This window comes from Pseudogemmobacter hezensis, assembly GCF_013155295.1.
GTDB classification, from domain to species: Bacteria; Pseudomonadota; Alphaproteobacteria; order Rhodobacterales; family Rhodobacteraceae; genus Pseudogemmobacter; species Pseudogemmobacter hezensis.
The window spans coordinates 159,228-182,060 of record NZ_JABJXT010000002.1 but is presented as its reverse complement, the minus strand read 5'-3'; the positions used below and the strand labels follow the sequence as shown (position 1 = coordinate 182,060).

18 protein-coding genes, 1 tRNA gene and 1 pseudogene are annotated in these 22,833 nt (G+C 63.3%); 8 read left to right on the top strand and 12 right to left on the bottom strand.

What is annotated here, in order from left to right; all coding sequences use genetic code 11:
* Positions 1–46 precede the first annotated feature (46 nt).
* The 8 genes from tilS to tolQ all read right to left on the bottom strand — a co-directional run bounded on the left by tilS (position 47) and on the right by tolQ (position 7,183).
* Complete coding sequence (tilS, locus tag HOY34_RS02875) at positions 47–1,351, bottom strand: tRNA lysidine(34) synthetase TilS (RefSeq protein ID WP_172359819.1); 1,305 nt, start codon at positions 1,349–1,351, stop codon at positions 47–49.
* On the bottom strand, positions 1,342–2,172 hold the full coding sequence (ybgF, locus tag HOY34_RS02870) for a tol-pal system protein YbgF (RefSeq protein ID WP_172359818.1): 831 nt from the start codon (positions 2,170–2,172) through the stop codon (positions 1,342–1,344). Before ybgF ends, tilS begins: the two co-directional genes overlap by 10 nt.
* 2 nt (positions 2,173–2,174) lie before the next feature.
* Entirely contained in the window at positions 2,175–2,708 is a 534-nt protein-coding gene (gene pal, locus HOY34_RS02865) for a peptidoglycan-associated lipoprotein Pal (RefSeq protein ID WP_172359817.1), read from the bottom strand.
* 111 nt (positions 2,709–2,819) lie between these two features.
* Positions 2,820–4,151 carry a Tol-Pal system beta propeller repeat protein TolB gene (gene tolB, locus HOY34_RS02860; protein WP_172359816.1) on the bottom strand — a complete coding sequence of 444 codons (1,332 nt, stop codon included), beginning with the start codon at positions 4,149–4,151 and terminating at the stop codon, positions 2,820–2,822.
* A gap of 115 nt (positions 4,152–4,266) precedes the next feature.
* Positions 4,267–4,740, bottom strand: coding sequence for a hypothetical protein (locus tag HOY34_RS02855; protein ID WP_172359815.1), 474 nt, complete (start codon positions 4,738–4,740; stop codon positions 4,267–4,269).
* Positions 4,740–5,984 carry a cell envelope integrity protein TolA gene (tolA, locus tag HOY34_RS02850; RefSeq protein WP_172359814.1) on the bottom strand — a complete coding sequence of 415 codons (1,245 nt, stop codon included), beginning with the start codon at positions 5,982–5,984 and terminating at the stop codon, positions 4,740–4,742. The genes HOY34_RS02855 and tolA overlap by 1 nt, the downstream gene beginning before the upstream one ends.
* A 14-nt stretch (positions 5,985–5,998) precedes the next feature.
* On the bottom strand, positions 5,999–6,484 hold the full coding sequence (gene tolR / locus HOY34_RS02845; RefSeq protein WP_172359813.1) for a protein TolR: 486 nt from the start codon (positions 6,482–6,484) through the stop codon (positions 5,999–6,001).
* A gap of 3 nt (positions 6,485–6,487) precedes the next feature.
* Positions 6,488–7,183 (bottom strand): protein TolQ, encoded by a 696-nt coding sequence (tolQ, locus tag HOY34_RS02840; RefSeq protein WP_172359812.1) that lies wholly within the window; start codon positions 7,181–7,183, stop codon positions 6,488–6,490.
* Between the two features lie 326 nt (positions 7,184–7,509).
* Here tolQ and HOY34_RS02835 point away from each other — a divergent pair, with 326 nt between their 5' ends.
* The 6 genes and pseudogenes from HOY34_RS02835 (at position 7,510) to HOY34_RS02810 (ending at position 15,811) form a co-directional block, all read left to right on the top strand.
* Positions 7,510–7,977, top strand: a complete 468-nt coding sequence (locus tag HOY34_RS02835; RefSeq protein ID WP_172359811.1) for a GNAT family N-acetyltransferase — start codon at positions 7,510–7,512, stop codon at positions 7,975–7,977.
* Between the two features lie 52 nt (positions 7,978–8,029).
* Positions 8,030–9,010, top strand: a complete 981-nt coding sequence (gene speB, locus HOY34_RS02830) for an agmatinase (protein WP_172360013.1) — start codon at positions 8,030–8,032, stop codon at positions 9,008–9,010.
* A gap of 251 nt (positions 9,011–9,261) precedes the next feature.
* Entirely contained in the window at positions 9,262–13,377 is a 4,116-nt protein-coding gene (locus HOY34_RS02825) for a response regulator (RefSeq protein ID WP_172359810.1), read from the top strand.
* Positions 13,374–14,291, top strand: a complete 918-nt coding sequence (locus tag HOY34_RS02820) for a GGDEF domain-containing response regulator (protein WP_172359809.1) — start codon at positions 13,374–13,376, stop codon at positions 14,289–14,291. Before HOY34_RS02825 ends, HOY34_RS02820 begins: the two co-directional genes overlap by 4 nt.
* Positions 14,292–14,534: 243 nt before the next feature.
* Positions 14,535–14,852 (top strand): annotated as a pseudogene (locus HOY34_RS02815) (DDE-type integrase/transposase/recombinase); the annotation flags it as partial.
* Positions 14,853–14,980: 128 nt separating this feature from the next.
* Positions 14,981–15,811: a DUF2971 domain-containing protein gene (locus HOY34_RS02810; RefSeq protein WP_172359808.1), complete on the top strand. Its 831-nt coding sequence runs from the start codon at positions 14,981–14,983 to the stop codon at positions 15,809–15,811.
* Between the two features lie 107 nt (positions 15,812–15,918).
* Here the strand turns inward: HOY34_RS02810 and HOY34_RS02805 are convergent.
* From HOY34_RS02805 to HOY34_RS02795, 3 genes are all read right to left on the bottom strand, one after another.
* A tRNA-Met gene (locus HOY34_RS02805) sits at positions 15,919–15,995 on the bottom strand.
* Positions 15,996–16,085: 90 nt separating this feature from the next.
* On the bottom strand, positions 16,086–18,098 hold the full coding sequence (locus HOY34_RS02800; protein WP_172359807.1) for a hydantoinase/oxoprolinase family protein: 2,013 nt from the start codon (positions 18,096–18,098) through the stop codon (positions 16,086–16,088).
* 34 nt (positions 18,099–18,132) lie between these two features.
* Entirely contained in the window at positions 18,133–19,482 is a 1,350-nt protein-coding gene (locus HOY34_RS02795) for an RNA polymerase factor sigma-54 (protein WP_172359806.1), read from the bottom strand.
* A 208-nt stretch (positions 19,483–19,690) separates the two neighbouring features.
* On the opposite strand from HOY34_RS02795, the gene HOY34_RS02790 reads away from it, so the two are divergent.
* Positions 19,691–20,404 carry a hypothetical protein gene (locus HOY34_RS02790; protein WP_216654618.1) on the top strand — a complete coding sequence of 238 codons (714 nt, stop codon included), beginning with the start codon at positions 19,691–19,693 and terminating at the stop codon, positions 20,402–20,404.
* 16 nt (positions 20,405–20,420) lie between these two features.
* Entirely contained in the window at positions 20,421–21,335 is a 915-nt protein-coding gene (locus tag HOY34_RS02785; RefSeq protein WP_172359804.1) for a hypothetical protein, read from the top strand.
* Positions 21,336–21,416: 81 nt separating this feature from the next.
* Here HOY34_RS02785 and HOY34_RS02780 read toward each other — a convergent pair whose 3' ends face one another.
* The gene (locus tag HOY34_RS02780) at positions 21,417–22,574 is read right to left on the bottom strand and encodes an alkane 1-monooxygenase (RefSeq protein WP_172359803.1); all 1,158 of its coding nucleotides are present in this window, start codon (positions 22,572–22,574) and stop codon (positions 21,417–21,419) included.
* Positions 22,575–22,833: the final 259 nt, after the last annotated feature.

Below are 22,833 nucleotides of genomic sequence, written 5' to 3'. Positions count from 1 at the left end.
AGACGGGGCCGCGTTTGTGCTTAATTTAGCAATCCCAGCCCCGGGTTCAATGCGATAAGATGAAACTTCCAAAGGATGGGTAAAGGTCTGCGCACCATTCATGTGCAAATTGAGGTAAAAGAGGCGCCGCAATCAGCCGCTCGCCCTGCCAGAGACCTGGCGAGACGATAACGGCGTCGCGGCGCAGCCCGCTGTCGCGCCAGTCCCTGACCTGGGCAAGGCCCGCGGCGGTCAGGGCGCGGACCTCCAGCCCCGGCCGGGCGGGGCCGCTGATTTTCCAGCGGTGATCCCAGATCATCCCCGGCTGCCAGGCCTGCCGCGCCTGCGCCGCCTGCGGCTCGCGGAAGATGCGAATGTTTTGCGCAGTGACCCGGATCAGGCAGCCGCCAAAGGTGCTGCCGCGCCCGCGCAAAGCCTCGGTGAGGGATTGGCTGACCGTTTCCGCGCGTGGCGGATGGCGGTTGCCCGAAATCCAGCGGGCCGCGCTGACAAAGAGGCGGCGTTGCAGCTCAGCCGGGCTTGCCGCGAAATCGGCTCGCGCAAGATTAAGGCTGCCGGCCTCTTCCGTGCCAAAGCGGGCAAAGCCCTCGGCAAGGCTGTGGCGCAGCATGTCCTGGACATCGGTGAGGTTCGAGATCGTCTCACGCAATGCGGAAAGGGTGATCCCCAGGGCTGCCAGATCCGGCAAGGCCTTGCGGATACGGACGCGGGTATAGCGGTCATCCTGGTTTGAGGGATCCTCGCACCAGGGCAGGCTGTGCCGGGTGAGAAAATCGCGCAGGCTCGCCCGCCCGGTCTGCAGCAGGGGCCGCCAGAACTGCACGCCCGCATGCTCAAAGCTGGGGCGCATGCCGGTCAGCCCGTCGATGCCAGAGGCCCGCGACAGGCCCATCAGGAAGGTTTCGGCCTGGTCATCGGCGGTATGGCCCAGAAAGACCGTGGCAATTCCGCGCGCCTTTGCCCAGGTGGCCAGCAGATCCAGACGCGCCTGCCCCGCCGCCTGCATCAGGTTCCCGGTTTCGGGATGCGCGTTCCAGTTCAGGGTCTGATGCGCCAGCCCCAGACCAGAGGCGACGTCCGCGACGAAAGCGGCCTCTTCAGCGGCCTCGGGGCGCAGATGGTGATTGATGGTGGCGGCCTCGGCGGTCAGGCCGAAATGCGGGGCGGCGCGGGCGATCAGATGCAAAAGCGCGATGGAATCGCCGCCGCCCGATACCGCCACGCCAATTTTCGGCCCTGTCGCAAGCTGGGCAGCTTGCCGGAGAAACTCAGACGGCAGGCAGCATTGCAGCAGGCCGCGATCGGCCTGCGCATGTGTTTCAAGCCAGCGATATTGCGGGCTCAGGGGCACCCCAGCCCCTGCATCGCAATCGTCGCCTGCGATGCGGCCTGGCTGGTGGCAAAATTGATCGGCACCTGCTGCAGGGTGACGCAGGCCTGATCACGCTCGCCCAACTGGCCAAAGGCCTCGCCCAGTTTCAAAAGCGCATCCGGCGCAATCGTGCCATTCGGGGCCGAGTTATAGGCCGTCAGATAGGCCCGCGCCGAAGGGGCGATCTGGCCCGCCTGACGCAGGGCCTCGCCGCGCAGGTAATGCGCCTCGGGGACTAGCGGCCCGCCAGGATAGGATTGGGCATAGGTCTCAAAGAGCGATGCAGCACCATGAAAGTCACCCTGACCGAGCACCCCCTTGGCCCGGTCAAAATCTGCCTGTTCTGCGACGGCAAGCGCGGGTGCGGAGGAATTGGACGCGGTATTCGAGGGCGCGGCCGGGGGCGGGGTGGTTGCGCTGCCACCGCCACCCAGAGGGGCGGTCGCGCTCATGTTCAGCGGATCACAGGCCGGATCGGCATCGCAAAGGCGGAACTCGATATCGCCGATACGATTGGTGCCGTCCTGGATGACCCGGTTCAGCTTCAGCTCGATTTCCTCGGTGCGCGAGGTCAGGCGCATCAGCTCGGCCTCAAGCGTGTCCATGCGGGCCAGCGCATCAGCACCCCCCACCCGCGCCGAGGCGCCGGTGGTGGTCAGCTCTGCCTTCAGCTGGTTGAACTCTGCCGCCAGCTGGCCCAGTTCATTGCGCACATCGGCAAGGCTTTCCGCCGCTGCCGGGGTGGCAAATCCAAGCGCCAGCAGCGGCAAAATCAGCCTGACTTTCGCGGCCCGCATCATGATCAGGACCCGGCGCCGACCGACAGCACCGTGACGGCGCGGCGGTTCTTGGAATAGCAGCTCTCGGTCGAGCAGACCTCAATCGGGCGCTCTTTGCCGTAAGAAATGGTGCGCATCCGGGTGCCGGCAACGCCCTGCGACAGCAGGTATTGCTGCACCGAGGCCGCGCGGCGTGCGCCAAGCGCGAGGTTGTATTCACGGGTGCCCTGCTCGTCGGCATGGCCCTCGATGATGATCGCATAGCCCGGGTTCTGGTTCAGCCAATTGGCCTGGCCATTCAGGATCTGACGGCCCTGATCCGAGACGGTCGACTGGTCAACCAGGAAGAGCACGCGGTCGCCAACCGTTTGATTGAAATAGGCAATCGAGCGCGGGTCGCTGGGGTCGCCCAGGCCATTGGTGTCGATATAGCCAGAGCCGCCAGCGCCGCCCGGGCCGCCTGCACCACCGTCACCCGAGCCATAGCGGTCGGGGTTCTGACAGGCGGCAAGGCCCAGCGAGGCCAGAAGAAGAAGGGCTTTGGGCATAAAGCTCATCGGGAACAATCCTTATCGGTCGCGGCGCGGGCCACTGTTTCAGGGCCCAGGTTAGCAGGTTTCAGACGCATGGGGAATCCGGCAGGATTGCCCATGCGCCTTTGTGGCGGTTTATGGCAACAGTGGCGACCAGGCCGGGTCAGAGGCGGCCCCTTCGGTCGGGATCTGTTTCAGGTTGCGGCCCGTAATATCGACCGACCAGAGCGAGGCCTGACCGCCGCCGCCCTCGGTTTCGCGGGTGAACATGATCACCCGGCCATTGGGGGCCCAGGTCGGGCCTTCGTCCAGGAAGGAGGAGGTCAGCAGACGCTCTTCCGAGCCATCGGTGCGCATGACGCCGATATGGAACCGGCCCTGATGCTGTTTGGTGAAGGCGATCAGATCGCCGCGCGGGCTCCAGACGGGGGTGCTGTTGCGGCCTGCACCGCCCGAGATCCGCTGTCCCTCGCCGCCGCCTGCGCCCATGATATAGATCTGGCTGCCGCCGGTGCGGTCGCTTTCAAAGACGATGCGGCTGCCGTCGGGCGAATAGCAGGGCGCGGTCTCGATCGAGGGGGCATTGGTCAGCTGCTGGGTCTGCCCCGAGGAAAGGTTCATCTTGTAGATGTCGGTATTGCCGCCCCGCTCCAGGCTGAACACAACCGAGCTGCCATCGGGCGAAAACCGCGGCGCGAAGGTCATGGTGCCGGGCTGCTCGGCCAGCGTCTGGCGCGACAGGTTCGACATATTCATCAGGGTGATGCGCGGGAAGCCGGTCTCATAGCTGGTGTAAAGCAGCCGATCCCCTGAGGGCGAGAAGCGCGGTGCCAGCACGATGGACGAGCTGTCGGTCAGATACTGCACATTCGCGCCGTCATAATCCATCACGGCCAGCCGCTTCAACCGGGCATTTTTCGGCCCCGATTCAGAGACATAGACCACGCGGCTGTCGAAGTAGCCGCCCTCGCCGGTGATCTTGGAATAGACCACATCGGCAACCTTATGCGCCATGCGCCGCCAGCCTGCGCGGGTGCCCGCGAATTGCATCGCAGCGCCTTCAAGCTGCTGACCGTTTGAGACGTCATAGGCGCGGAACTTGACGGTGATCCGGTCACCCGAGGCCGAGACCGCGCCCACCACCAGCACGCGGGCATTGATGGTGCGCCAGTCCTCATAGCTGATCGCGCCGTCAAAGCCCTGGATGCGGCTGATATAGGCATTCTGGGCGATGGTGCGGAAGAACCCGGTGCCGTCGAGATCCGAAGAGACCACCGAGGCCAGATTGCGCGCCAGATCGCCCGCGCCGCCCTCATCGATAAAGGCGGGAACGGCAATCGGCATCGCCTCGATGGTACCCGTGATGTTGATGCGCGGCGGCTGGCCATCCTGGGCGCGGGCCATGGCAGGGATCATCGCGGCCCCTGCCAGCATCGTGGTCGCAAAGCTTCTTCTGGTGAAGGTCATCTGCCTCTCGCTCCGGTCTTTTCCGGTCTGTTGCCGGGTTTGCGGGTCCTGGTTACTCTATCCGCCGTTAACACATCACGACGCAAATGGGTTCCGATGTCATCTGACATCTGTGTCATTGCCCTGCCTCATCGGAGGGGCCGAAGACCAGATCAATCACGGCGTTTTCCGGTCGTCCGTGTGTCAGATCGTCAAGCGGCCCGTTCAGTGTTCCGGCATTCAGCGCACGCATAAGCGCCCGTCGCGCGGCGGCTTCGGTCGCATCGGCGACCTCACCGACTGGCCCGGAGTAATCAATAAGATCAATCACCGGCTTGCTGAGGGCACGATTGAAGCACAGCCGCAGCACGACACGCGCCCGCTCTGAGCCCTCTGGCAGACTGCCTGTATTGTGGACAAGTGCGATGGCCCGGCCAATCTGCAGGACGGCCTCCGGATCAACCGCATTTTTCGGCGCAAGATTGGCGCAGGTGAATTTTTCATCCACCGCGTTCTGGCGCATTTGCGCATCGGCCAGGGCCGGGCAGGCCACCAGCGCCGCAAAGGCGAGCATGCCAAGGCGTTGCGAGGGGGCAGCGGCAAGGCCCATCAGCGCAGCCTCATACCATTGGCATCGAAGACGAAGTCCAACACTTTCCAGGTCTGATATTTGTCAGCGGGCAGAGGGATACCGCCTTCCTGATAGGCGCGGGCAATTGCACTGCGGGCAGTGCGGAAAGCCACGTCAATGTCATTCTGGCTCGGGCCTGAGGACTCGATCAGCTTCATATCGGTCGGCCTGCCGCTTTGGTCAAAGGTGACGCGCACCACGATCAGGGTGCTCATGGCACCAGTGCCCATAGTGCCAACATTCCACTTCGAGCCAATAGCTGCAGCGATATTGCCGGTCTCGCTGGCATTCAGCGGCGGGCCGCTGGCGGCCTGGCCCTGGCCTCCGGTGCCTGACGGGCCCGAGGATTGGCTGGCGGCAGCTGCGGCTGCGGCGATGGCGGCGGCTTCGGCCTCACGCTCGGCGCGTTCGCGGGCGATGCGGGCGGCGTTCTCGCGGTCCTGCTGGGCGCGGTCTTCGGCGGCGACCTCGGCGGCGATGCGGGCGTCACGCTGATCCTGCGTCTCGGCGGGCGGCGTTTGCGTGGGGGCAGGGCGATTGGGGCGCGGTTTCGGGCGCGGCGAGGTCTGCATGCCCAGCGATTCCTGGGTGTCCTCGGTCGCTTCGGTGCGCAGGACATCGCCCGTCTCCTGCGGAGCGGTGGCGGTCTGTTCCTCGCGCGGCGGCTCGGGCGTCGGCTCTGGCGTGGGCGCGACGGTTTCCTGCGGCGTCTCGGCTGTTTCGGCACTCTCGCTGGCAGGCGTCGGGTTCGGCGCGACGATATTCGCCGGGCGCGGCTTTGGCCGCACCGAGGTGCTCATCGTCGGGATCGACTGCTCTTCCGGGGCAAAAACAGCCTCGGGCGGGGCGGTGTCCTGGGGGGCAGGCTGCGGATCCGGGGTCGGCTGTGGCTCTGGCTCGGGTTCGGGCGGCGGCGCGACAGGCTCGGGCTGCGGCGCCGGATCGGGCTGCGGCGTGGGCTCTGCGACAGGTTCATTCAGCCCTGGCTCGACCGGGTCGGGCGCGGCGATGGCGTCCGGCGCGTCTGAGGGCGTATCCGAGGCCTGGGGGGCTGCCGCCACCATCGCGTCAAACTCGCCCGCCGTCATGGTCGAGACGGTCATGGTGATTTCATCAGGCGGTGGCGAGGGCGAGAAGAACCAGTCGCCAATCATCACCCAGAGGATCAGGCCAGCATGGCCTGCCCCCGAAAGGATGGTGCCTGTTTTGAACCGCCCTTCCATGCCCGGGGTCCGCCTTAATTGACCGGTGCGACGCGGTCAGCGCCGAAAGACGGGCCCTGGCTGTCCATGACCAGGCCCACATCATTGAAGCCGCCCGCATTCAGCGCGCCCATCACCTGGGCCACGCGCTCATAGGGCAGGTTGCCGTCAGCCCGCAGATAGACCTTTTTCGAGGTCCGCTCGGCGGCGATGGCCCGCAGTTGGGGGATCAGCTCATTCTCGGCGATCTCGGTTTTCATCACCATGATCAGCCCATCAGCGGTCAGGGTGATCGCCAGCGGTTCCTCTTTTTCCTCGGGCATGGCCGAGGCTGCGGTCTTTGGCAGCTCGATCGGCACGCCGACGGTCATCAGGGGGGCTGCGACCATGAAGATGATCAGCAGCACCAGCATGACATCGACGAAAGGCGTGACGTTGATCTCGCTCATCGCGGCGGACGTGCCGCGACGACGCCCGCGCCTGCCACCGCCCCCGGACTTTTTAATGACACCCGCGCCCATGATTTACTGATCCAGCTGGCGCGACAGGATGGTCGCGAATTCGTCGGCAAAGCTTTCCCAGTTGCCCTGGATATGCTCGCTGTCGGCGTTCAGCTTGTTGTAGAACACCACGGCCGGAATAGCGGCGATCAGACCGATGCCGGTGGCCAGCAGCGCCTCGGCGATACCCGGGGCCACAACCGCCAGCGAGGTGTTTTGCGAGATCGCAATTTCCTCGAAGGAGTGTTTGATCCCCCAGATCGTGCCGAACAGCCCGATGAAAGGCGCGGTCGAGCCGGTGGTCGCCAGGAAGGAAAGGCCCTTGTTCAGCTTTTCGCTTTCGCTGGAGATGGCTACATCCATCACGCGGTCGATCCGGGCCTGGGCGCCGGTGATCAGCGCGCCGTCCTGCTTGTGGCTGCGACGCCATTCCAGCATGCCGGCGGCAAAGACGCGCTCGGATGCGCCCTGAGGCTCTGCGCCGATACGCTCATAGAGCTCGTCCAGCGGCTCACCCGACCAGAAGGCCTGATCGAAAGCGGCGGCCTCGGCCCGCGATTTGCGGAAGAGGATGTGTTTTTGGATGATGATCGCCCATGACCAGAAGGACATGACGATCAACAGGATCATCACCAGCTTGACCGTAAAGGTCGCACGGGCAAAGAGGGCCAGCAGCGAGAAGTCGATCTGCTGCGCCATAGCGAGGGTATCGGTGTTCATTACGCCTGCTCGTTTCAAGTCGCCGGTCAGTGTTCGCCGGTCGTTAGATATGATTCTAACAGCGATACAAGGGGATTGCCAACACATCTTGGCGAGATGGGCCTGGATTTGCCGTGATTTCGCCAAACTATGCGTGAGGGCGGCGGATGGGCCACTTCTGCCGGGGCTGTCTGGTGCCGATCCGGCGGTCGCAGCGGCCTGGTGTGTCTGCCGCAAAAACAGGCATTCCGCCGTCTGGTGCCCATTTGTGGGGCACCTGTAACGGGGCAGCCCTTGACCCCGCAGCAAGGCGGCGTAGGCATATCCGGTCAATAATCAGGTGCCCGATGTCCTCTGCCGTGATCATCACCGAAGAAAGCCCGCTTTCGAAAGACCTCGAACTGCTGTTTGCCCGCCATAGCGCCGCGATGCATGCCGAGACCCCGCCCGAAAGCATCTATATGATGGACCCCTCTGCGCTGGCCGCCGCCGATGTGCGGCTTTTCGTGATCCGCGAGGCGGGCCAGCCGATTGCGATGGGGGCGCTGAAGGCGATCAGCCCTGAGCTTGCCGAGATCAAATCCATGCATGTGCTGAGTGAGGCGCGGGGCCGTGGCCTTTCAACAATCCTGCTGGCGCATCTGATCGCCGAGGCCCAGGCTGCAGGCCATCGTCAGCTGTCGCTGGAAACCGGGCGTGAGAAGGGCTTTGCGGCCGCGACCGGCCTTTACACCAAGGCGGGCTTTACCGAATGCGGCCCCTTTGGCAGCTATAGTCTTGACCCGAACTCGCTTTACATGACCCGCGCCCTGTGATGCCTTTCGGGTGATCACCCTGTCCGGGTGACCGTCTGCAAAGGTGATCATGATGCGCAATACTCTGCATGAACCCGTCGATGCCTCGCGTGTGCCGCGCTTTGCCGGGCGGACCACCTTTATGCGGCTGCCTGCGGTCGACAGCCCCGAAGGCCTTGATGTGGCGCTGGTCGGCATCCCCTGGGATGGCGGCACCACCAATCGCGCCGGGGCCCGCCACGGCCCGCGTGAGGTGCGCAATCAGTCCAGCCTGATGCGGCGCGGTCATCACGTCTCGGGCGTTATCCCCTATGAGCTGATCTCGGTCGCGGATCTTGGCGATATTGAGGTGCAGCCGATCAACCTGCCCGAGGCGCTGCGCCAGATCGAGGCAGGGATCGCCGCGATTTGCGCCGCCGGTGCGCTGCCGCTGTCGGTCGGCGGCGATCACCTGACGACGCTGCCGGTGCTGCGGGCGATCCATGCGCATCACGGCCGGGAAAGGGCCCAACAGCTGGGTCTTGTGCAATTCGACGCCCATTCCGACACCAATGACACTTATTTCGGCGACAATCGCTTTACCCATGGCACGCCCTTTCGCCGCGCCATCGAAGAGGGGGTGCTGGATCCGACGCGGATCGTGCAGATCGGCATCCGCGGCTCTGTCTATGCCAGCGATGAGCATCAATGGGCCAAAGACCAGGGCATCCGCATCATCTATATCGAAGAGGCTGTGGAGCTGGGCCCGCAAGGCGTCATCGCCGAGGTGCATCGTATCATCGGCGACAGCCCCTGCTATGTTACATTCGATATCGACGCGATTGACCCCTCGATGGCCCCCGGAACCGGCACGCCCGAGATCGGCGGCTTTACCACGCGTGAGGCAATGGCGATGGTGCGCGGCCTGGCCGGTCTGAACATCCTGGGCGCCGATGTGGTCGAGGTCTCGCCGCCTTTTGACCTCGGCGGGCTTACCGCGCTGACCGGCGCAACCATGCTGTTCGAGCTGCTCTGCGTCATCGCGGCCGGGACAAAGCGGCAAGGGCCGGGCTGACCTCTCGGCGCGATGGCGGTGCCTGAGGTGCAGGCCAGGGTCTTTCGGGGCTCTTTCGGGTGGCGACTCCGGTATTTCCGGCCCTGAAATGCGACGACAGGGGCCGGGAATGTCGCAGAAGTTGTTTTAACGGCTTCACATATCAGAAAGGGTTGTATCATAAGGTCAGTATAGTCTGAAGCTGTGCTGCCCGGACCAGGATTGTCATGAAGTCGTTGTTGCCCCACTGGATAAGATATCCGACTTTGCGGATGTCGATTGTAGCCATTCTTATGGTCGCGCTGCTGCCAACCCTTGGCATCGTCGCAATGGCCTTGCTGAACGCGGGCCAGTCGTTCCGCGACCTGTCAGAGCAGCGCCTGCTGGAAACAGCCCATATCCTGGCCAGCACCACCCAAAGTGAGATCGATGTCACCGGCCATCTGTTGCATGCCATTCGCAGCGACCTGGATGGTGAGGTGACGACGGATCAGCCTGGCGTCACCTTCCTGGCCAACCCCGATGATGAACGTGGCTATAAGCTGTTCATTCTGAAACGCGATGCTGTGGGCGGGATCATCAGCCCGGACTTCAGCGAGCCTGCGATTGCCAGCCTTGTCATGCTGGCCGCCAGCACGGGTGAGATGCAGGTCTCGAACCTGCTGCCGCCCCGCTTTGATGGCGACACACCGCGCATTGCCTATGCCTATCCTGAAGAGGGGCCCGATAACACGATTTTTGTCGCGGCGGTGGCGGATCATCCTTCCCGGCTGATCCGCTCGCTGGGCAAATACGCGGCAGATGACGCAAGCTCTGTTCTGGCGATTACCGATGGCAATGGGCTGCTTCTGGCCCGCTCTGTCGACAGTGAGCGTGCGCTGGGCAGGAAAGTGCCCGACTGGGATCGGCTGAGCGCGCAGGGCGCAGACAGCGGCAGCTTCCGCGCCTCTACGATTGAAGGGCGCTCGATTGTCTTTTCCTATCAGAAAATCGCCAGCACCCCCGGCTGGGTTGCTGTCGTAGGCGAGCCGGTAACGACCTTTGATGCCCGCTGGGAACACCCGATCCGCACGATGATTCTGGCGTCCGGGGGAACGATTACCGTCGCCCTGGTCCTGGCTTTTGCGCTGGCGCGCCGCTTGCTGACGCCGATCCGCAGTCTCGCAGAGCAATCCGCAAGGATAACCCTGGATGATGCGGAAAGAGAGGGGGCGCCCGTTCGCATCCCTCCAACCCGCATTCAGGAATTTGAGACGTTGCGCCAAAGCCTTGAGCAGGCGGATATCATTTTGCGCGGCCGTCTCGCCGAGAGCCGTGCAGCCGAAAACCTGGCGACAGCCAACCTGCAGGCGATGGAGCGGGCCGAAAATCTGTCCCGGATCGGCAGCTGGACGCTGAACCTGGAAAGCGGGGTTTTCACCTTCTCGGCGATGATGGCTGAAATGAACGGCCTGCCGCGCGATGCGATTGTCACAATCGATGACCTGAAAAAAATGATGAGTGACGCCGATTATGCCAGGTTGGGCGCGGCGATCGCGCGCTGCCTGGAAACCGGCGAGCCCTATACGGTCGATGTCGAACATATTTCGGCTGATGGCAGCAGCTTTGCCGCTGAGATCCGGGGGGGTGCCCTGCATGACGCCAGCGGAAAGATCACTGCGCTTTCCGGCACAGTGCAGGATGTCAGTGAAAGGGTTGCGGCCCGGGCCCAGATGTCCGCAATCGCTGACAGTCTGCCCAACGGCGCCATCTACAGGATTGATTTCCTTACGCCCGAGCTGGGCCTGCATGGCGCAGACAAAGCGCATCTGGACATGCGCTTCTCTTACATCAGTGCTGGGGTCGAAAAGCTGTTGGGATACAGCGCTGAGGCGATCATCGCCGATCCTTCGCTCTTTATTCTGGCCGTGCATCCCGAAGACCGTGAGCGTTTCCTTGAAACCTCTCGCAAAGCAACAGCGACGGGCACCAATTTTGAATGTGAGTTCAAACTGGTTCGCCCCGATGACACGATTACCTGGCTGCAGGTTCGCTCTGCGCCGCGCATGGCTGAAAGAGGCCGGGTCTGGGATGGCATCATTCTGGACGTCACCGCCGCGCACAAAGCGGCTATTGCCCTGCGTGAGGCCAAGGATCTGGCCGAGGCGGCCGAGCGTGCGAAAAGCGATTTCCTCGCCACCATGAGCCATGAGATCCGCACCCCGATGAACTCGGTCATCGGGATGACGCGGCTTGCGCTGCAGACCCAGCTGGATCCAAAGCAGCGTGCCTATCTGGGCAAGATCAACGATTCTGCCAATGTTCTTTTGGGAATCATAAATGATATCCTCGACTTCTCGAAGATCGAGGCAGGGGGAATGGCGCTTGAAAACTCTGTTTTCCGCCTCGAGGATGTGCTTGATTCCGTCTCAACCGTCACCGCACTGAAGGCTGAGGAAAAGGGCCTTGAGCTGACCTTCGTCATCGCTCCGGGCATGTCTCAGCACTGGCGCGGTGACTCGCTGCGCCTGTCCCAGGTGCTGACCAACCTCGTCAGCAATGCGATCAAATTCACCGGCGCGGGTGATGTGGTCGTGTCGATATGCGCCCTGCCAGAGGCGCCTCCTGGCGTCCATCAGCTGTTCTTCACCGTGCGGGATACCGGCATCGGGCTTAGCCAGGAACAAATCGATGGCCTCTTCCGCCCGTTTGCCCAGGCAGACAGTGATACCGCCCGCAAATATGGCGGCACCGGCCTTGGGCTGGCGATCAGCCGCAAGATCGTCGAGATGATGGGCGGCACGATCTGGGTCGAAAGCCGCCCCGGAGCGGGCAGCACTTTCTGCTTTACGGTCGAACTGGAGCCTGCGGCCTCTGAAATATCCGCAAACACCCTTGTGCAGATCTCTGCCGGGCTGAGGGAGCGGCGGGTTCTGATTGTGGATGACAACGAAACCGCACGCATGGCGCTGGCGGATATCGTCGACAGCTTTGGCATGACCTCGATCGCAGTTGATGGCGGTGAGGCCGCGCTGTCATTGCTGCGCGAAAGCCAGTTCGGCGGCGAGCCTTTCGATATCGTCCTCTCCGACTGGCGCATGCCAGGGATGGACGGGCTGGAGTTGGCCCGCACCATCCGGGGCGATTCACGGCTGGTAAATATGCCTGCGGTTCTGATGGTTACAGCATATGGTCATCAGCTGGTGATGTCAGAGGCAACCCGTATCGGGCTGCAGGGTGTTTTGCTGAAGCCCGTTACCCGCTCGATGATTTTCAACACCTTTATGGAGGTGCTTTCGGTCGCGCCAGCTGACAGCTATCAGCGGCCGCCGGTGCCGAAGATCACCGATAACGCCGATCTTCGTCGCTTGCTTGGCAATCGCAGGGTGCTGGTTGTGGATGACAATGCCCTCAACCGTGAGGTTGCCGGAGAGTTTCTCGAGCTTGCGGGCGTCATCGTCTCAACTGCAGAAAACGGGCAGGAAGCCATCGACAGAATGCATGCCGAGGCCTTCGATGCGGTTCTGATGGATGTCCATATGCCCGTGATGAACGGGCTTGAGGCGATCCGCGAGATCCGCCGCCATGAAAAATGGGCCCGTCTTCCGGTCATTGCCCTGACCGCCCAGGCACGGCCCGAAGATCAGCGCGAAAGCCTGGAGGCAGGGATGTCGGCGCATCTGACAAAGCCTGTCGACGAGCAAGAGCTATATCGCCTGCTGGGCGAGCTGCTCGCCGCGACGCCGCTTTCTTCCCCTGCAGCCACGCAGCCGAAAGAGCCAACAGAACAAGAGGAATATATCGCAAATCTGCCTAAATTGCTGCGTCGTTTCGGCGGCTCACAAGAGCGGCTTTTGCGATTTATCAATGGTTTCCTGCGTGACTTCGGTGACATGGCTGAACGGTTTGCAGAGATGAATGCCGAAACGGATATCGCAAGGATCGCAGAGTTTGCGCATCGGGTTAAAGGTGTCGTTGGCTACGTTGAGGCTGACGCCCTGTTCCGGGTCTCCGACAGTATTGAATCTGCCGCACGTGCGGGGGATCTGGGAGGGGTTCAGGCCTCTTCAGCCCGGTTCCATCAGCTGATGGAGGAATGCGTTTCTCAGCTCAGGAAGCTTGCTGCTGAAATGACGGCGGTGTCTGCAAGCGCCCCAACCGGGGTCAGCATCACCCCGGATGCTGCATGGAAGGCCGCGACGGCGACACTTCCGCTGGTTCAGGCCGGGGATTTCACTGCGCGTGGTCAGCTGGCCGCACTGGCCAGCGGAATCGGCGATGAAAATCTGAAAGCGATGCTGGGCGATGCGCTGGAACAGTTTGAGGATCTGGATCTGGATCGTGCAAATCAGACGCTGCGTGCCGTGATTGCCAGGCTGGCCGAAATGCTGTCGGACAACGCGACATGATAGCCGCGCCCCGGCCCGCGACAGTTCTGGTCATTGACGATGATCGACTGAATCGGGTCGCCCTAGCAGAGCTGTTGCAATCGGATCACCGGGTTCTTCTGGCGCGCGATGGTGCATCGGGCCTGGCGACACTCGAACGGGAACAGGTGCAACTGGTTTTGCTTGATGTCTCGATGCCGGGGATGGATGGCTATGAAGTTCTGCGTAAAATCCGGGAAAATGACGCGACACGTAATCTGCCTGTGATTTTCATCACCGGAATGTCCGACGCTGCCGATGAAGAGCGTGGTTTGCTGCTGGGCGCCGCCGATTTCGTCCGCAAACCCATTCGGCCAGCGGTTGTGCGCGCGCGCGTCATGACACATTTGCGCCTTGCACAGCAGCGCAATGAAATGCAGGCGCTGGCAGCGCTGGACAGCCTGACTGGCATCGCCAATCGGCGCAGCTTTGATGAGGCACTCGATCACGCGATCCATCACGCTGCCCGGGCCGGGTTGGGCCTTTCGCTGGGGTTCTTTGACGTCGATCATTTTAAACAATTCAATGACCGCTATGGTCACAGCGCCGGGGACGAGGCGTTGCGCTGCGTTGCCACCCGGCTGCAGTCATTCGCCAGGCGCACAGGTGACATCGCCGCAAGATATGGCGGCGAAGAATTTGTCATCTTGCTGCCCGAGTGCGAAAATCTCGAAACGGTAATGAAAAAAATATGCTATAGCATTGCCGAGGCACGCATTCCGCATGAAAGTTCTTCTACCGCAGAATGGCTTACCGTCAGCGGCGGTGGTGTCGTCTTGAGAAAGGTTACCCCTGGAAGTGCAAAAAGCGCTTTAGAGTTGGCGGATAGGCTGCTCTACCGCGCCAAGGCCAATGGCCGGGATCGCGTCATTGTCGATGAGATCGTTGGTATCTGATCGCGCAGACCAGGCACCTTCACGTGGCCTGACCAGCTCTCCGCTCGCCCCTTGTGCGTCACGAGATGACCTGGGGCTGGGTAATCTTTTCCGTATGTAAGTTACTGAATGGGCATAATTTTCTTGTGATTCGTGATCCAGGTGAATAGCCCCCTGTTTCGTGGACGCCTTCTTCGCTGACTTTGAGGCAAGGAGGCCATGATGGGCACGGGCAATTTCCCTGACGCCTTCACGCGTGATGCTGTCGCGCAGCTCAGGGCACAGATTGGCTATAAACGCCGACCCGGCAGCTATGACGGCAAGCCATCGATCGTGGTCGATATCGAGCCGGTGAGCGCCACCGGTTCAATTGAACCGGCGAGGCCTCTACCGGCAGTTCGATGTCGAAGCCCCCGATAAGGTCTGGGTGAGCGATATCACCTGCATCCGGACGCAGGAGGGCTTTGCCTGTCTCGCGGTGGCCATCGATCTGTATCCCCGGCGAGTGGCCGGCTAGTCGATGCAAAGCCGTCGGACGACAGATGTCGTCCTACAGGCCCTGCTCAGGCCGTCTGGCGGAGACCTTCGGAGCATCGCAGGTCAATGCCAGGGTCTCAGATTTTTCGTCAAATTCTAGGCGCATCGCACCGCTTCCCCGCTTCGGGCGCATGGCCTACGATACCGCTAATCATTTGATCCGGAGAGTTAGAGTGTCGGAAGACCGCTCCATTGAACGAATTTTCCACTATTGCTCGCCTTCCACTTTCCTGTCGATCGTTAAGCACAAGCAGCTTTGGCTGATCTCTCTCACGCAATCCAATGACACGGCGGAGGGGAAGTGGATACTCCAGCGTTGGCTGGATGCTTTTGACACTTCAAACGAGGGAAAGCGGGTCCAGCGCAGCGGCGCGTGGCATGCCGTCGATATGGTGTTGCGGGAAACGGTTGCTCTAGGTGCTTGTTTCTCGGAAGCCGGGGATCAACTCAGCCAGTGGCGAGGCTACGCGGCAGATGGGGCTGGGTTCGCGATTGCTTTTGATCGTTCTGAGCTTGAGGCTGCGATACCCAAGGAAGGGGAGCAAGCGCCCGAACTCACGAATGTTATTTATGGCAGGGAAGCGCATGATCGTCGGGACGACCTGTTTCGCTCGTTGCACGAGCCCTTCTTCGCAGATTTTTTGGATTACAGCGTGTTCGGCGGTTTTGGCAGTATGTCAATCGACAACACCAAGTCAGCTCGGGACGCGAAACTCTGTGCCGTCCGCAAGTTGTTCGCGTTCAAAAATCCCGCATTTGTTGAAGAAAAAGAGTGGCGATTGCTCTTGGTGGGCTATCTGTCGCAGCTGGAAAAAATGGACTTCCGCGAAGCCGGTGGTGTGATTTCGCCTCTTGTAAAAATGCCCTTTCCCGCTGCGGCCAAACGTAGCGTTAGGCTGGGTCCGACAAACAAAACACCGGAGCGCGTTATTAAGGCACTTCTGGCACGTGAGGGAATCAAGGCGGACGTCAGGAAAAGCTCGGCCTCTTACACTTCTCGATAGAGGCCCTGCACATTTCAGCCTGCTCTAGTTAGAATGCTCGCCGAGAGGGGCAGCTGAAACGAAGCAATTATCTGAAATCAAAAGATCATTTATCTCATTGGATTAAATGGTGGCGAGGGAGGGACTCGAACCCTCGACCTTGCGATTATGAGTCGCACGCTCTAACCAGCTGAGCTACCTAGCCACTGGGCGGGGGGATATGCGGGCCGGGCGGGGGCGTCAAGGGGGAATGCGCAGGCGGGCGTGCAGTTTTCAGCCCCAGGTCGCCACATACCTAACGGATATGGGCGACGCGGGGACGGCCCGAGGCTGTGACGGTGACCGTGGCCTCAACGAAAATGATCTGCCCCTCGATCCCTGCCTCTTTGATGTCGCGGCTGGACTCGACGCGCAGGTCGTCTGCTCCGCTGGCGCTGGCGCGGCGGATGGCCTCTTCGCGCAGGGCGGCCTCCATCGCATCAAGGGCGGCATCACGATCGCCATAAGCCTTTGGTCCCGATGCGAAATGTGCGACAAACCGCCCCTGGGCCGGTGAGGTAACCAGCCCGGAAACACGCTGGCTGATCTGCCCCGCCACCGCGCCAATCGCATTGGCGACGCCCGCATGTTCGGGCAGGATCATCTGACAGCCCAGCCGCTGCCCGACCGCCCCATAGTAAGAGGGCGCCGAGGCGCCGAGGCCGATCACCGGCAGCGCCAGCTGCGTGGAAAACGCCATAATGCCCTGGTATTGATCCAGCCCCGCCACCAGCAGCGGATGGCGCGCCAGCGCGGTCACGTCGGTTCCCTGAAAACGCGGATCCTCGGCCAGCGCGGCCTCAAGCAGGCAGGCGACGGTCTGCGCCGTCACCTGGTCGATGATCATGCGGGCCATAGCGGCGGCATCCGTGGCAAAGCGCTCGCCCGCGGCGGTTTTGCGCATCGCCATCAGCTGCAGCGCCTTTTCGGCGGCCGATTTGTCCCAGTCGCTCAGGCTGCCTGCAACATGGCTGGCATCCGAGGGCGTCACGCCGGACAGCATCACCAGCCCCCTGGCAACCAGCCGATCCAGCGCCGCTGCCTCCAGCCTGGAAGTCCGGGCTTTGGCGACCGGCATCGGCGCATTGATCCGCTCTAGCACCGCCAGATCGCGCGGGCCAAGGCCACCGGTTTGTGTAACGCCTTGCATTGGCACGACAAAGCGCCCGTCATATTCGCCAGGGGCCGGGCCGGACAGCCAGCGATCAAGCGCCTCATGCACCATGGCGGGGGTGGTCATTGCCAGCAGCGAGATCGGCAGCAGACGGCGCGGGCCCAGGTGCAGCCGACCGCCCATGCCCTCTTGCAAGAGATGAACCTCTGAATCGCCGCCGAGCCCGGTTGTGCGCATGGCCACCGCCTCGACCATGGTGCGAAAGCCGCCGACGCGGGCCCCTTCGGGGTCGATCTCGGGCAGGCCGCCGCGCAGCAGGGCGACATCGGTGGTGGTGCCGCCGATATCCGAGACCAGCGCATCCTGAGCCCCGGTCAGCCAGCGGGCCCCCACGATCGAGGCGGCGGGGCCGGAAAGAACCGTCTCAATCGGGCGTTCGCGCACGACAGCGGCCGAGATCAGCGCCCCGTCACCGCGCACCACCATCAGGGGCGCATTGATGCCGATTTGCTGCAGATGACGCTCGCAGGCGGCGACGAGGCGGTCGATCATCCCGATCAGCCGGGCATTCAGCACCGCCGTCAGCGCCCGTTTCGGCCCGTTCAGCTGCGCCGACAGCTCATGCGAGCAGGTCACGGGCCGCCCGGTCACGCTGCGGATCAGGTCTCGGGCCGCCAGCTCATGCGCGGGGTTGCGGGTGGCGAAACGGGCGGCGACGGCAAAGCCCATCACATGCGGCCCAAGCGCCCGAACCTCGGCCTCAAGCCGCGTCAGATCGGGCTTTTCGGCCTCGATCCCGGCATGGTTATGGCCGCCCGCGATGCGGATCACCGGGTCGCCCTTCAGCGCGTCCGCAAGGCCGGCGCGGGTCAGGTCATCCTCGTCAAATCCCATTGAGATCAGGGCGACGCGCCCGCCCTGGCCCTCGACCAGCGCATTGGTGGCAAGCGTCGTTGAAAGCGAGACCAGCGCGATCTGATCGGCCGCGATCCCTGATGCGGCCAGCGCCCGGTCAACGGCGCCGCCGATGCCAAGGGCCAGATCATGGCGCGTTGTCAAAGACTTGGCGGTGCCGAGAATGCGGTTCTCTGCCTCATCCAGGATGACGGCATCGGTATAGGTGCCGCCGGTATCGACGCCCAGGAAATAGGCCATGACCCGCCCTTTGCTGCTTATTGCCGATCCGGTGCTACTGTAGGGCGGGGCCGGGGTCATCCCCAGCAGCGACCGTTTTCGCCATTTTCCGCATGGATTTCGCCAGTTTGGCCGCCCGCCTTCGCTGCGCGGCGGTGGGGATGCCCAGCTCCTGGCGATATTTGGCGACCGTTCTGCGGGCAAGGGGGGCACCGGCCCCCGTCAGCGCCCGCGACAGGGCCTCATCATCCAGGGGGCTGGCCGGATCTTCGGCGGCGATCATCTGCGCCATCGCATCGCGCAGCGCCGCGCCCGCCGGGCCGCCCGGTCGCACCGCTTGGGAAAACATTGCCCTTAGCCAGAACGTCCCGTTCGGGGCCGCGACAGAGGTGCCCTGGACGACCCGGCTGACGGTGCTTTGATGCAGGCCCAGCCCGGCGGCGACCTCGGCCATTGTCATCGGGGCCAGCATGCCCGCGCCCTGGTTTACCACCTGGTGCTGACGGCGCAGAATTTCTTTGCCGACGCGCAAAAGGGTTGTGTTGCGGCTTTCCAGCAGGCGGATCACCTGGCGGGCCTCTTTGCGGCCAGGCGCTGCCGCGTCGCCCGCGCCCTGCGGCGAAAGCATCACCGAGGGCAGGCAAGAGCGGTTCAGGCTGAGGCTGGCCCCCTCGGGCGTAACCGTCAGCACCAGATCAGGCTCGGCTATGGGGGCGGCGCCGGGCAGGAACTGGCTGCCGGGCTTGGGGTCATAGCTGCGCAGGCGGCGGATTCGCAGGGCGATGTCCTCGGTGCTGCAGCCCGCTTTGGCGGCCAGCGCCGCCAGATCGCCCTGCGCGACCAAGGCCAGATGGTCCAGTACCTGCGTCATGACCGGGTCCAGCTCTTCGGCCTCGATGGCCTGCAGACGCAGGCATTCGGCCAGGTCGCGGGCGAAAAGCCCCGCAGGGCCGATCTGTTGCAGGCGTTGCAGCACCTGCTCCAGCCGGGCGGGGGTGACGCCCAGGCTGCGGGCGATTGCAGCGGGCGGGCGGGCCAGCCAGCCACTGGGTTCGAGCGCGTCGATCAGCGCATCGGCCAGCGGACGATCGGCGATTGCCAGCCCCAGACCCGCCACCGCCCCCGAGACATGGGCGATCAGGCCGGGGCCGGGGGCGGCGGTCTGCGCCACCGCATCCGCCGCGCCGCCTTGCCGTGACAGAGCATCCTGCCAGCGCGGCAGCCAGCTGGCAGGATGCGCCTGCGGGCGCGTCACCACCAGATGTGGGTTGGCGGCGGCCTGCTCTTCCAGCCAGGCGGTGATCTCTTCGGCATCCGACTTCAGCACCGAGATCGCCGTCGCAAGCGACAGGTTCAGTGACAGGCGCTGCGTTTGCGCGATGGTGATCCGGGTGCGGGTCCTCATGGGGTGAAAGTGCCGGGGGCCGTCCTGCAACGCAACGGGTTTTCGCGTCGTTCTGCGCTATATGGTCGGGCGCAGAATGCGGCTCGCAATGGATCCGGTGATACGTGCCAGGGGGCGCCGGTCGATTTCGCCGGACCTGCCGCTTTGCGCCTTCTCTCTGGCGGCGCTTTGGGCCAGAATTGGTGCAGCTGAGACAGTCCGGTTCCCGATGTTGCGCCCTGCCATTTTCCTTTCGCTGATTGCTGCTGTGCTGGCTGTGCCTGTCGCCGCGCAAGAGGCCCGCCCGCCCGGGCCTGTCAGCACGCTGTCGCTGGCGCTGCGGCTATATGCCCAGGCCGCGCAAGAGGGTGATGCGCTTGGCATGGCGGTTGCGGCCCGGCTGGCAGAGGGCATTCGGCTGCGTGAGGGGGCGGGGGCGCTGTGGCAAAAAGACAGTGGCGCCTTCTCGCCGCCCGCTGATCTGCCGGCTGATCTGCCGGGATCAGCGCCGGTTTCGCCCGATCTGCTGTTCTCTGGCGCGGCTATATCGGGCGCGCTTTTGATGGCCGAAGAGGATGAGGCGCTCAGTGATCTGCTGTCAGAGCTGCCGCCGCCTGCCCTGCGCGGCAGTGTCAGTTTGGCCAGAGGCACCTTGCCCCCAAAAAGACGCGACGGCTGGTCCATTCCCTTTGCCGGGCAAAGCCCCGCAGGGATCGGCGTTTTCGCGGGAGACAGTGGTGAGGACAGCGGGGAAGCGGCCGATGCCGCCGCACCGTCTCAGCTGTGGTGGATGGTTGAAGACCTTTCAGGCGGGGTCATGTGCCCGCTGCGCCCGGTCTCGGATGTGATTTGCAGCTTTACCCCGGCGGAAAATGTCTTTTACCGGGTGGTGATTGCCAATCCTTCGGCGGTCGCCGGTGATTATATGCTGGTCGTCAACTGACATGGCGGGTGCAGGGATGATGCGCAAAACCAGCTACAGATCAAAGCCCCGGTCTGTGGCCCTCGCGGGCAAAGCGGCGCTGATGATGGCTGTCTGGCCGGGGATGCTGGCGATCCCGGGCGCGGCGCAGGCGCAGCAGGATCTGCAGGGTGGTGCGCCCCGGAACGAGGCCGCCGCAGGTGATGCGGTGGCGCGGCTGGCCCTGTCCCAGCAGCTTTTCGTCCAGGGGCAGGCCTATGGCGATGCGCTGACGGTGCTGGCGGCGGCGCGGCTGGCCGCATCGGTGCGGGTTGATCAGGGGCAGGCATTAACGCCGCGCAGCGAGGCGAAAATTTCCGCCACCCCCTCTGCGCCCGCCGATGAGGAAACAGAGGCCCTGACGACGGGGCCGGACAGTCTGGCCGATCCCGGAATGCCAGTTCTGGCGGCCCCTGATCCGATGCCTCCGCCGCTTTCCCCGGCCGAGGCCGGGCAGTTCCCCGATGCGGGCGCGATGTTTGCACGGGCTTTGGCTCTTGCCGGGCAGGATGACTACCTCGGCGAGCTGATCGTCGCCGCGCAGGCTCAGGCTCAGGCTCAGGCGCAGGCTGGCGCAGCTGCGGCTCAGGGCACAGTCGCGGCCTATGGGGCGCATCTGGCGGCGGACCAGGTTGATCACTGGCAGCTTGCGGGAAAAAGCGGGGAGGGCGTGGCGGTTCTGGGTCATGGTGGGGCCGCGCTGGAGATTGCGGTCCGCGATGCCAGCGGCATCGATCTTTGCCGTGAAACCGGGGCTGGGATCTTCCTTTATTGCGCCATCCCGGCGGCCGCAGCGGCCCCCCTGGTGGTCAGCATCACCAGCCAGGACACCAGTTCAGACTCCGGCCCAGACACCAGTTCAGGCCTGGGCGGCGCGGATTACACCCTGATTACCGGCGCAGGCCCGCAGTAGGGGCGCCCCGGCAGGTGCCCTGGCAAGCGCATAGCAGCCAGACCGTTTGCCAGCCCGCTTGCCAACCTTTGCGAAAGCCCATCACGGCCGTTGTGGCGGTGCGCCCTTTGGCATCGGGTTTTTGGCTTTGTTATAGGGCTTCCAATCGGTGATGTCGGGGTAGAATTGCCTGCGCCAGGCCCGCACACGGGGGTTCATCGCGCGTTTCCAAAGGGGCGGGATCATCGCAAGGCTGGTCATCACCGGATAGCCATAGGGCAGCTGCGGGGCCTCATCCTCTTCGTAGTTCTGCAAGAGGGGGAAGCGACGGTCCGGCTTGTAATGATGATCGGAATGGCGCTGCAGATTGATCAGCAGCCAGTTCGTCGCCCGATGCGCGGCATTCCAGGAATGGCGGGGCAGGGCGTGTTCGTATTTGCCCTCGCCCAGGTGGCGGCGGGTCAGGCCGTAATGCTCGACATAATTCACCAGTTCCAGCTGCCATTGCGCGATCAGGGCCTGGGCCAGGAAGATCACCAGCCCCTGCCAGCCGCCCAGCAGCAGCGCAAGGGCAAGGAAGGCACTCTGCAGCGCCCAATAGCGCCAGAAGGGGTTGCTTTTGTGCCACCAGGGCAGGTTTTTGCGCGTCAGCATGGTCTTTTCCGCCGCAAAGGCCGAACGGCGCTGGCCGATCAGCACGCGGGGAAAAAAGCGGTGAAAGCCTTCATTATAGCGGGCAGTAACGGTGTCGCGGGGGGTGCCGACGTAAAGGTGGTGGACGCGCATATGCTCGGACCGGAAATGCGAATGCAGCACCGAGGCCAGCAAGAGATCGCCCGCGAGGCGCTCGATCTTTGGCTTCTGGTGCAAGAGTTCATGCGCGTAGTTCAGCCCGATGGTGCCCGACATCACCCCCATGCCAAAGACCATGCCGGCCTTTTCCCAGCCGCTCATCTGGCTTTGCGGCAGATACCAGAGGGTGGCGCAAAGCACGGCGAACTGGATCGGGAACCAGATCAGCGTCAGCAGGGTATAAAGCCCAAGCGCGGTGTCGGGGGTCTGGGGGTCGGCATTGTCCTTGTTCAGCCCGAGTGCGGCGTCGAGCATCGGAAAGAGGATCCAGCAATAGGCGGGCAGGGCGAGGGTCCAGAACCCGCCCCAGGCCAGACCCGCCAAAGCGACGGGCAAAGTGCCGAGGGAAAGCCAGAAGGGCAGGGCTTGCGAGGGGCTGGCCAGGGTATCGCGTGAGATCTGAGCCATTAAAATCCTCCGGTATGGGCGCAAGATTAACCGCAGCCGCAACCAGGATCAACGCGACGAAATCGCAAGGGGGCGGGGCGCATCAGGGCTGCATCAGATGGGCCGCGCCCAGATCGAAGGCTTTGCGGAACACCGTCGGCAGGGCATCCGGGCGGAACAGGTCATCCGGAATGATTTCGCCGCGTGTCGGGTTTGTGCTGGCTGAGGCAACCATGACGCGCAGCACCAGATCGAAATGGGTGAAACTGTGCCGGATCTC

Coding starts and splice junctions, on each gene's coding strand:
- ybgF (WP_172359818.1), bottom strand. CDS start 2,172: ATGATGCGGGCCGCGAAAGTCAGGCTGATTTTGCCGCTGCTGGCGCTT.
- pal (WP_172359817.1), bottom strand. CDS start 2,708: ATGAGCTTTATGCCCAAAGCCCTTCTTCTTCTGGCCTCGCTGGGCCTT.
- tolB (WP_172359816.1), bottom strand. CDS start 4,151: ATGACCTTCACCAGAAGAAGCTTTGCGACCACGATGCTGGCAGGGGCC.
- HOY34_RS02855 (WP_172359815.1), bottom strand. CDS start 4,740: ATGGGCCTTGCCGCTGCCCCCTCGCAACGCCTTGGCATGCTCGCCTTT.
- tolA (WP_172359814.1), bottom strand. CDS start 5,984: ATGGAAGGGCGGTTCAAAACAGGCACCATCCTTTCGGGGGCAGGCCAT.
- tolR (WP_172359813.1), bottom strand. CDS start 6,484: ATGGGCGCGGGTGTCATTAAAAAGTCCGGGGGCGGTGGCAGGCGCGGG.
- tolQ (WP_172359812.1), bottom strand. CDS start 7,183: ATGAACACCGATACCCTCGCTATGGCGCAGCAGATCGACTTCTCGCTG.
- HOY34_RS02835 (WP_172359811.1), top strand. CDS start 7,510: ATGTCCTCTGCCGTGATCATCACCGAAGAAAGCCCGCTTTCGAAAGAC.
- speB (WP_172360013.1), top strand. CDS start 8,030: ATGCGCAATACTCTGCATGAACCCGTCGATGCCTCGCGTGTGCCGCGC.
- HOY34_RS02825 (WP_172359810.1), top strand. CDS start 9,262: ATGTCGATTGTAGCCATTCTTATGGTCGCGCTGCTGCCAACCCTTGGC.
- HOY34_RS02820 (WP_172359809.1), top strand. CDS start 13,374: ATGATAGCCGCGCCCCGGCCCGCGACAGTTCTGGTCATTGACGATGAT.
- HOY34_RS02800 (WP_172359807.1), bottom strand. CDS start 18,098: ATGGCCTATTTCCTGGGCGTCGATACCGGCGGCACCTATACCGATGCC.
- HOY34_RS02795 (WP_172359806.1), bottom strand. CDS start 19,482: ATGAGGACCCGCACCCGGATCACCATCGCGCAAACGCAGCGCCTGTCA.
- HOY34_RS02790 (WP_216654618.1), top strand. CDS start 19,691: ATGTTGCGCCCTGCCATTTTCCTTTCGCTGATTGCTGCTGTGCTGGCT.
- HOY34_RS02785 (WP_172359804.1), top strand. CDS start 20,421: ATGATGCGCAAAACCAGCTACAGATCAAAGCCCCGGTCTGTGGCCCTC.
- HOY34_RS02780 (WP_172359803.1), bottom strand. CDS start 22,574: ATGGCTCAGATCTCACGCGATACCCTGGCCAGCCCCTCGCAAGCCCTG.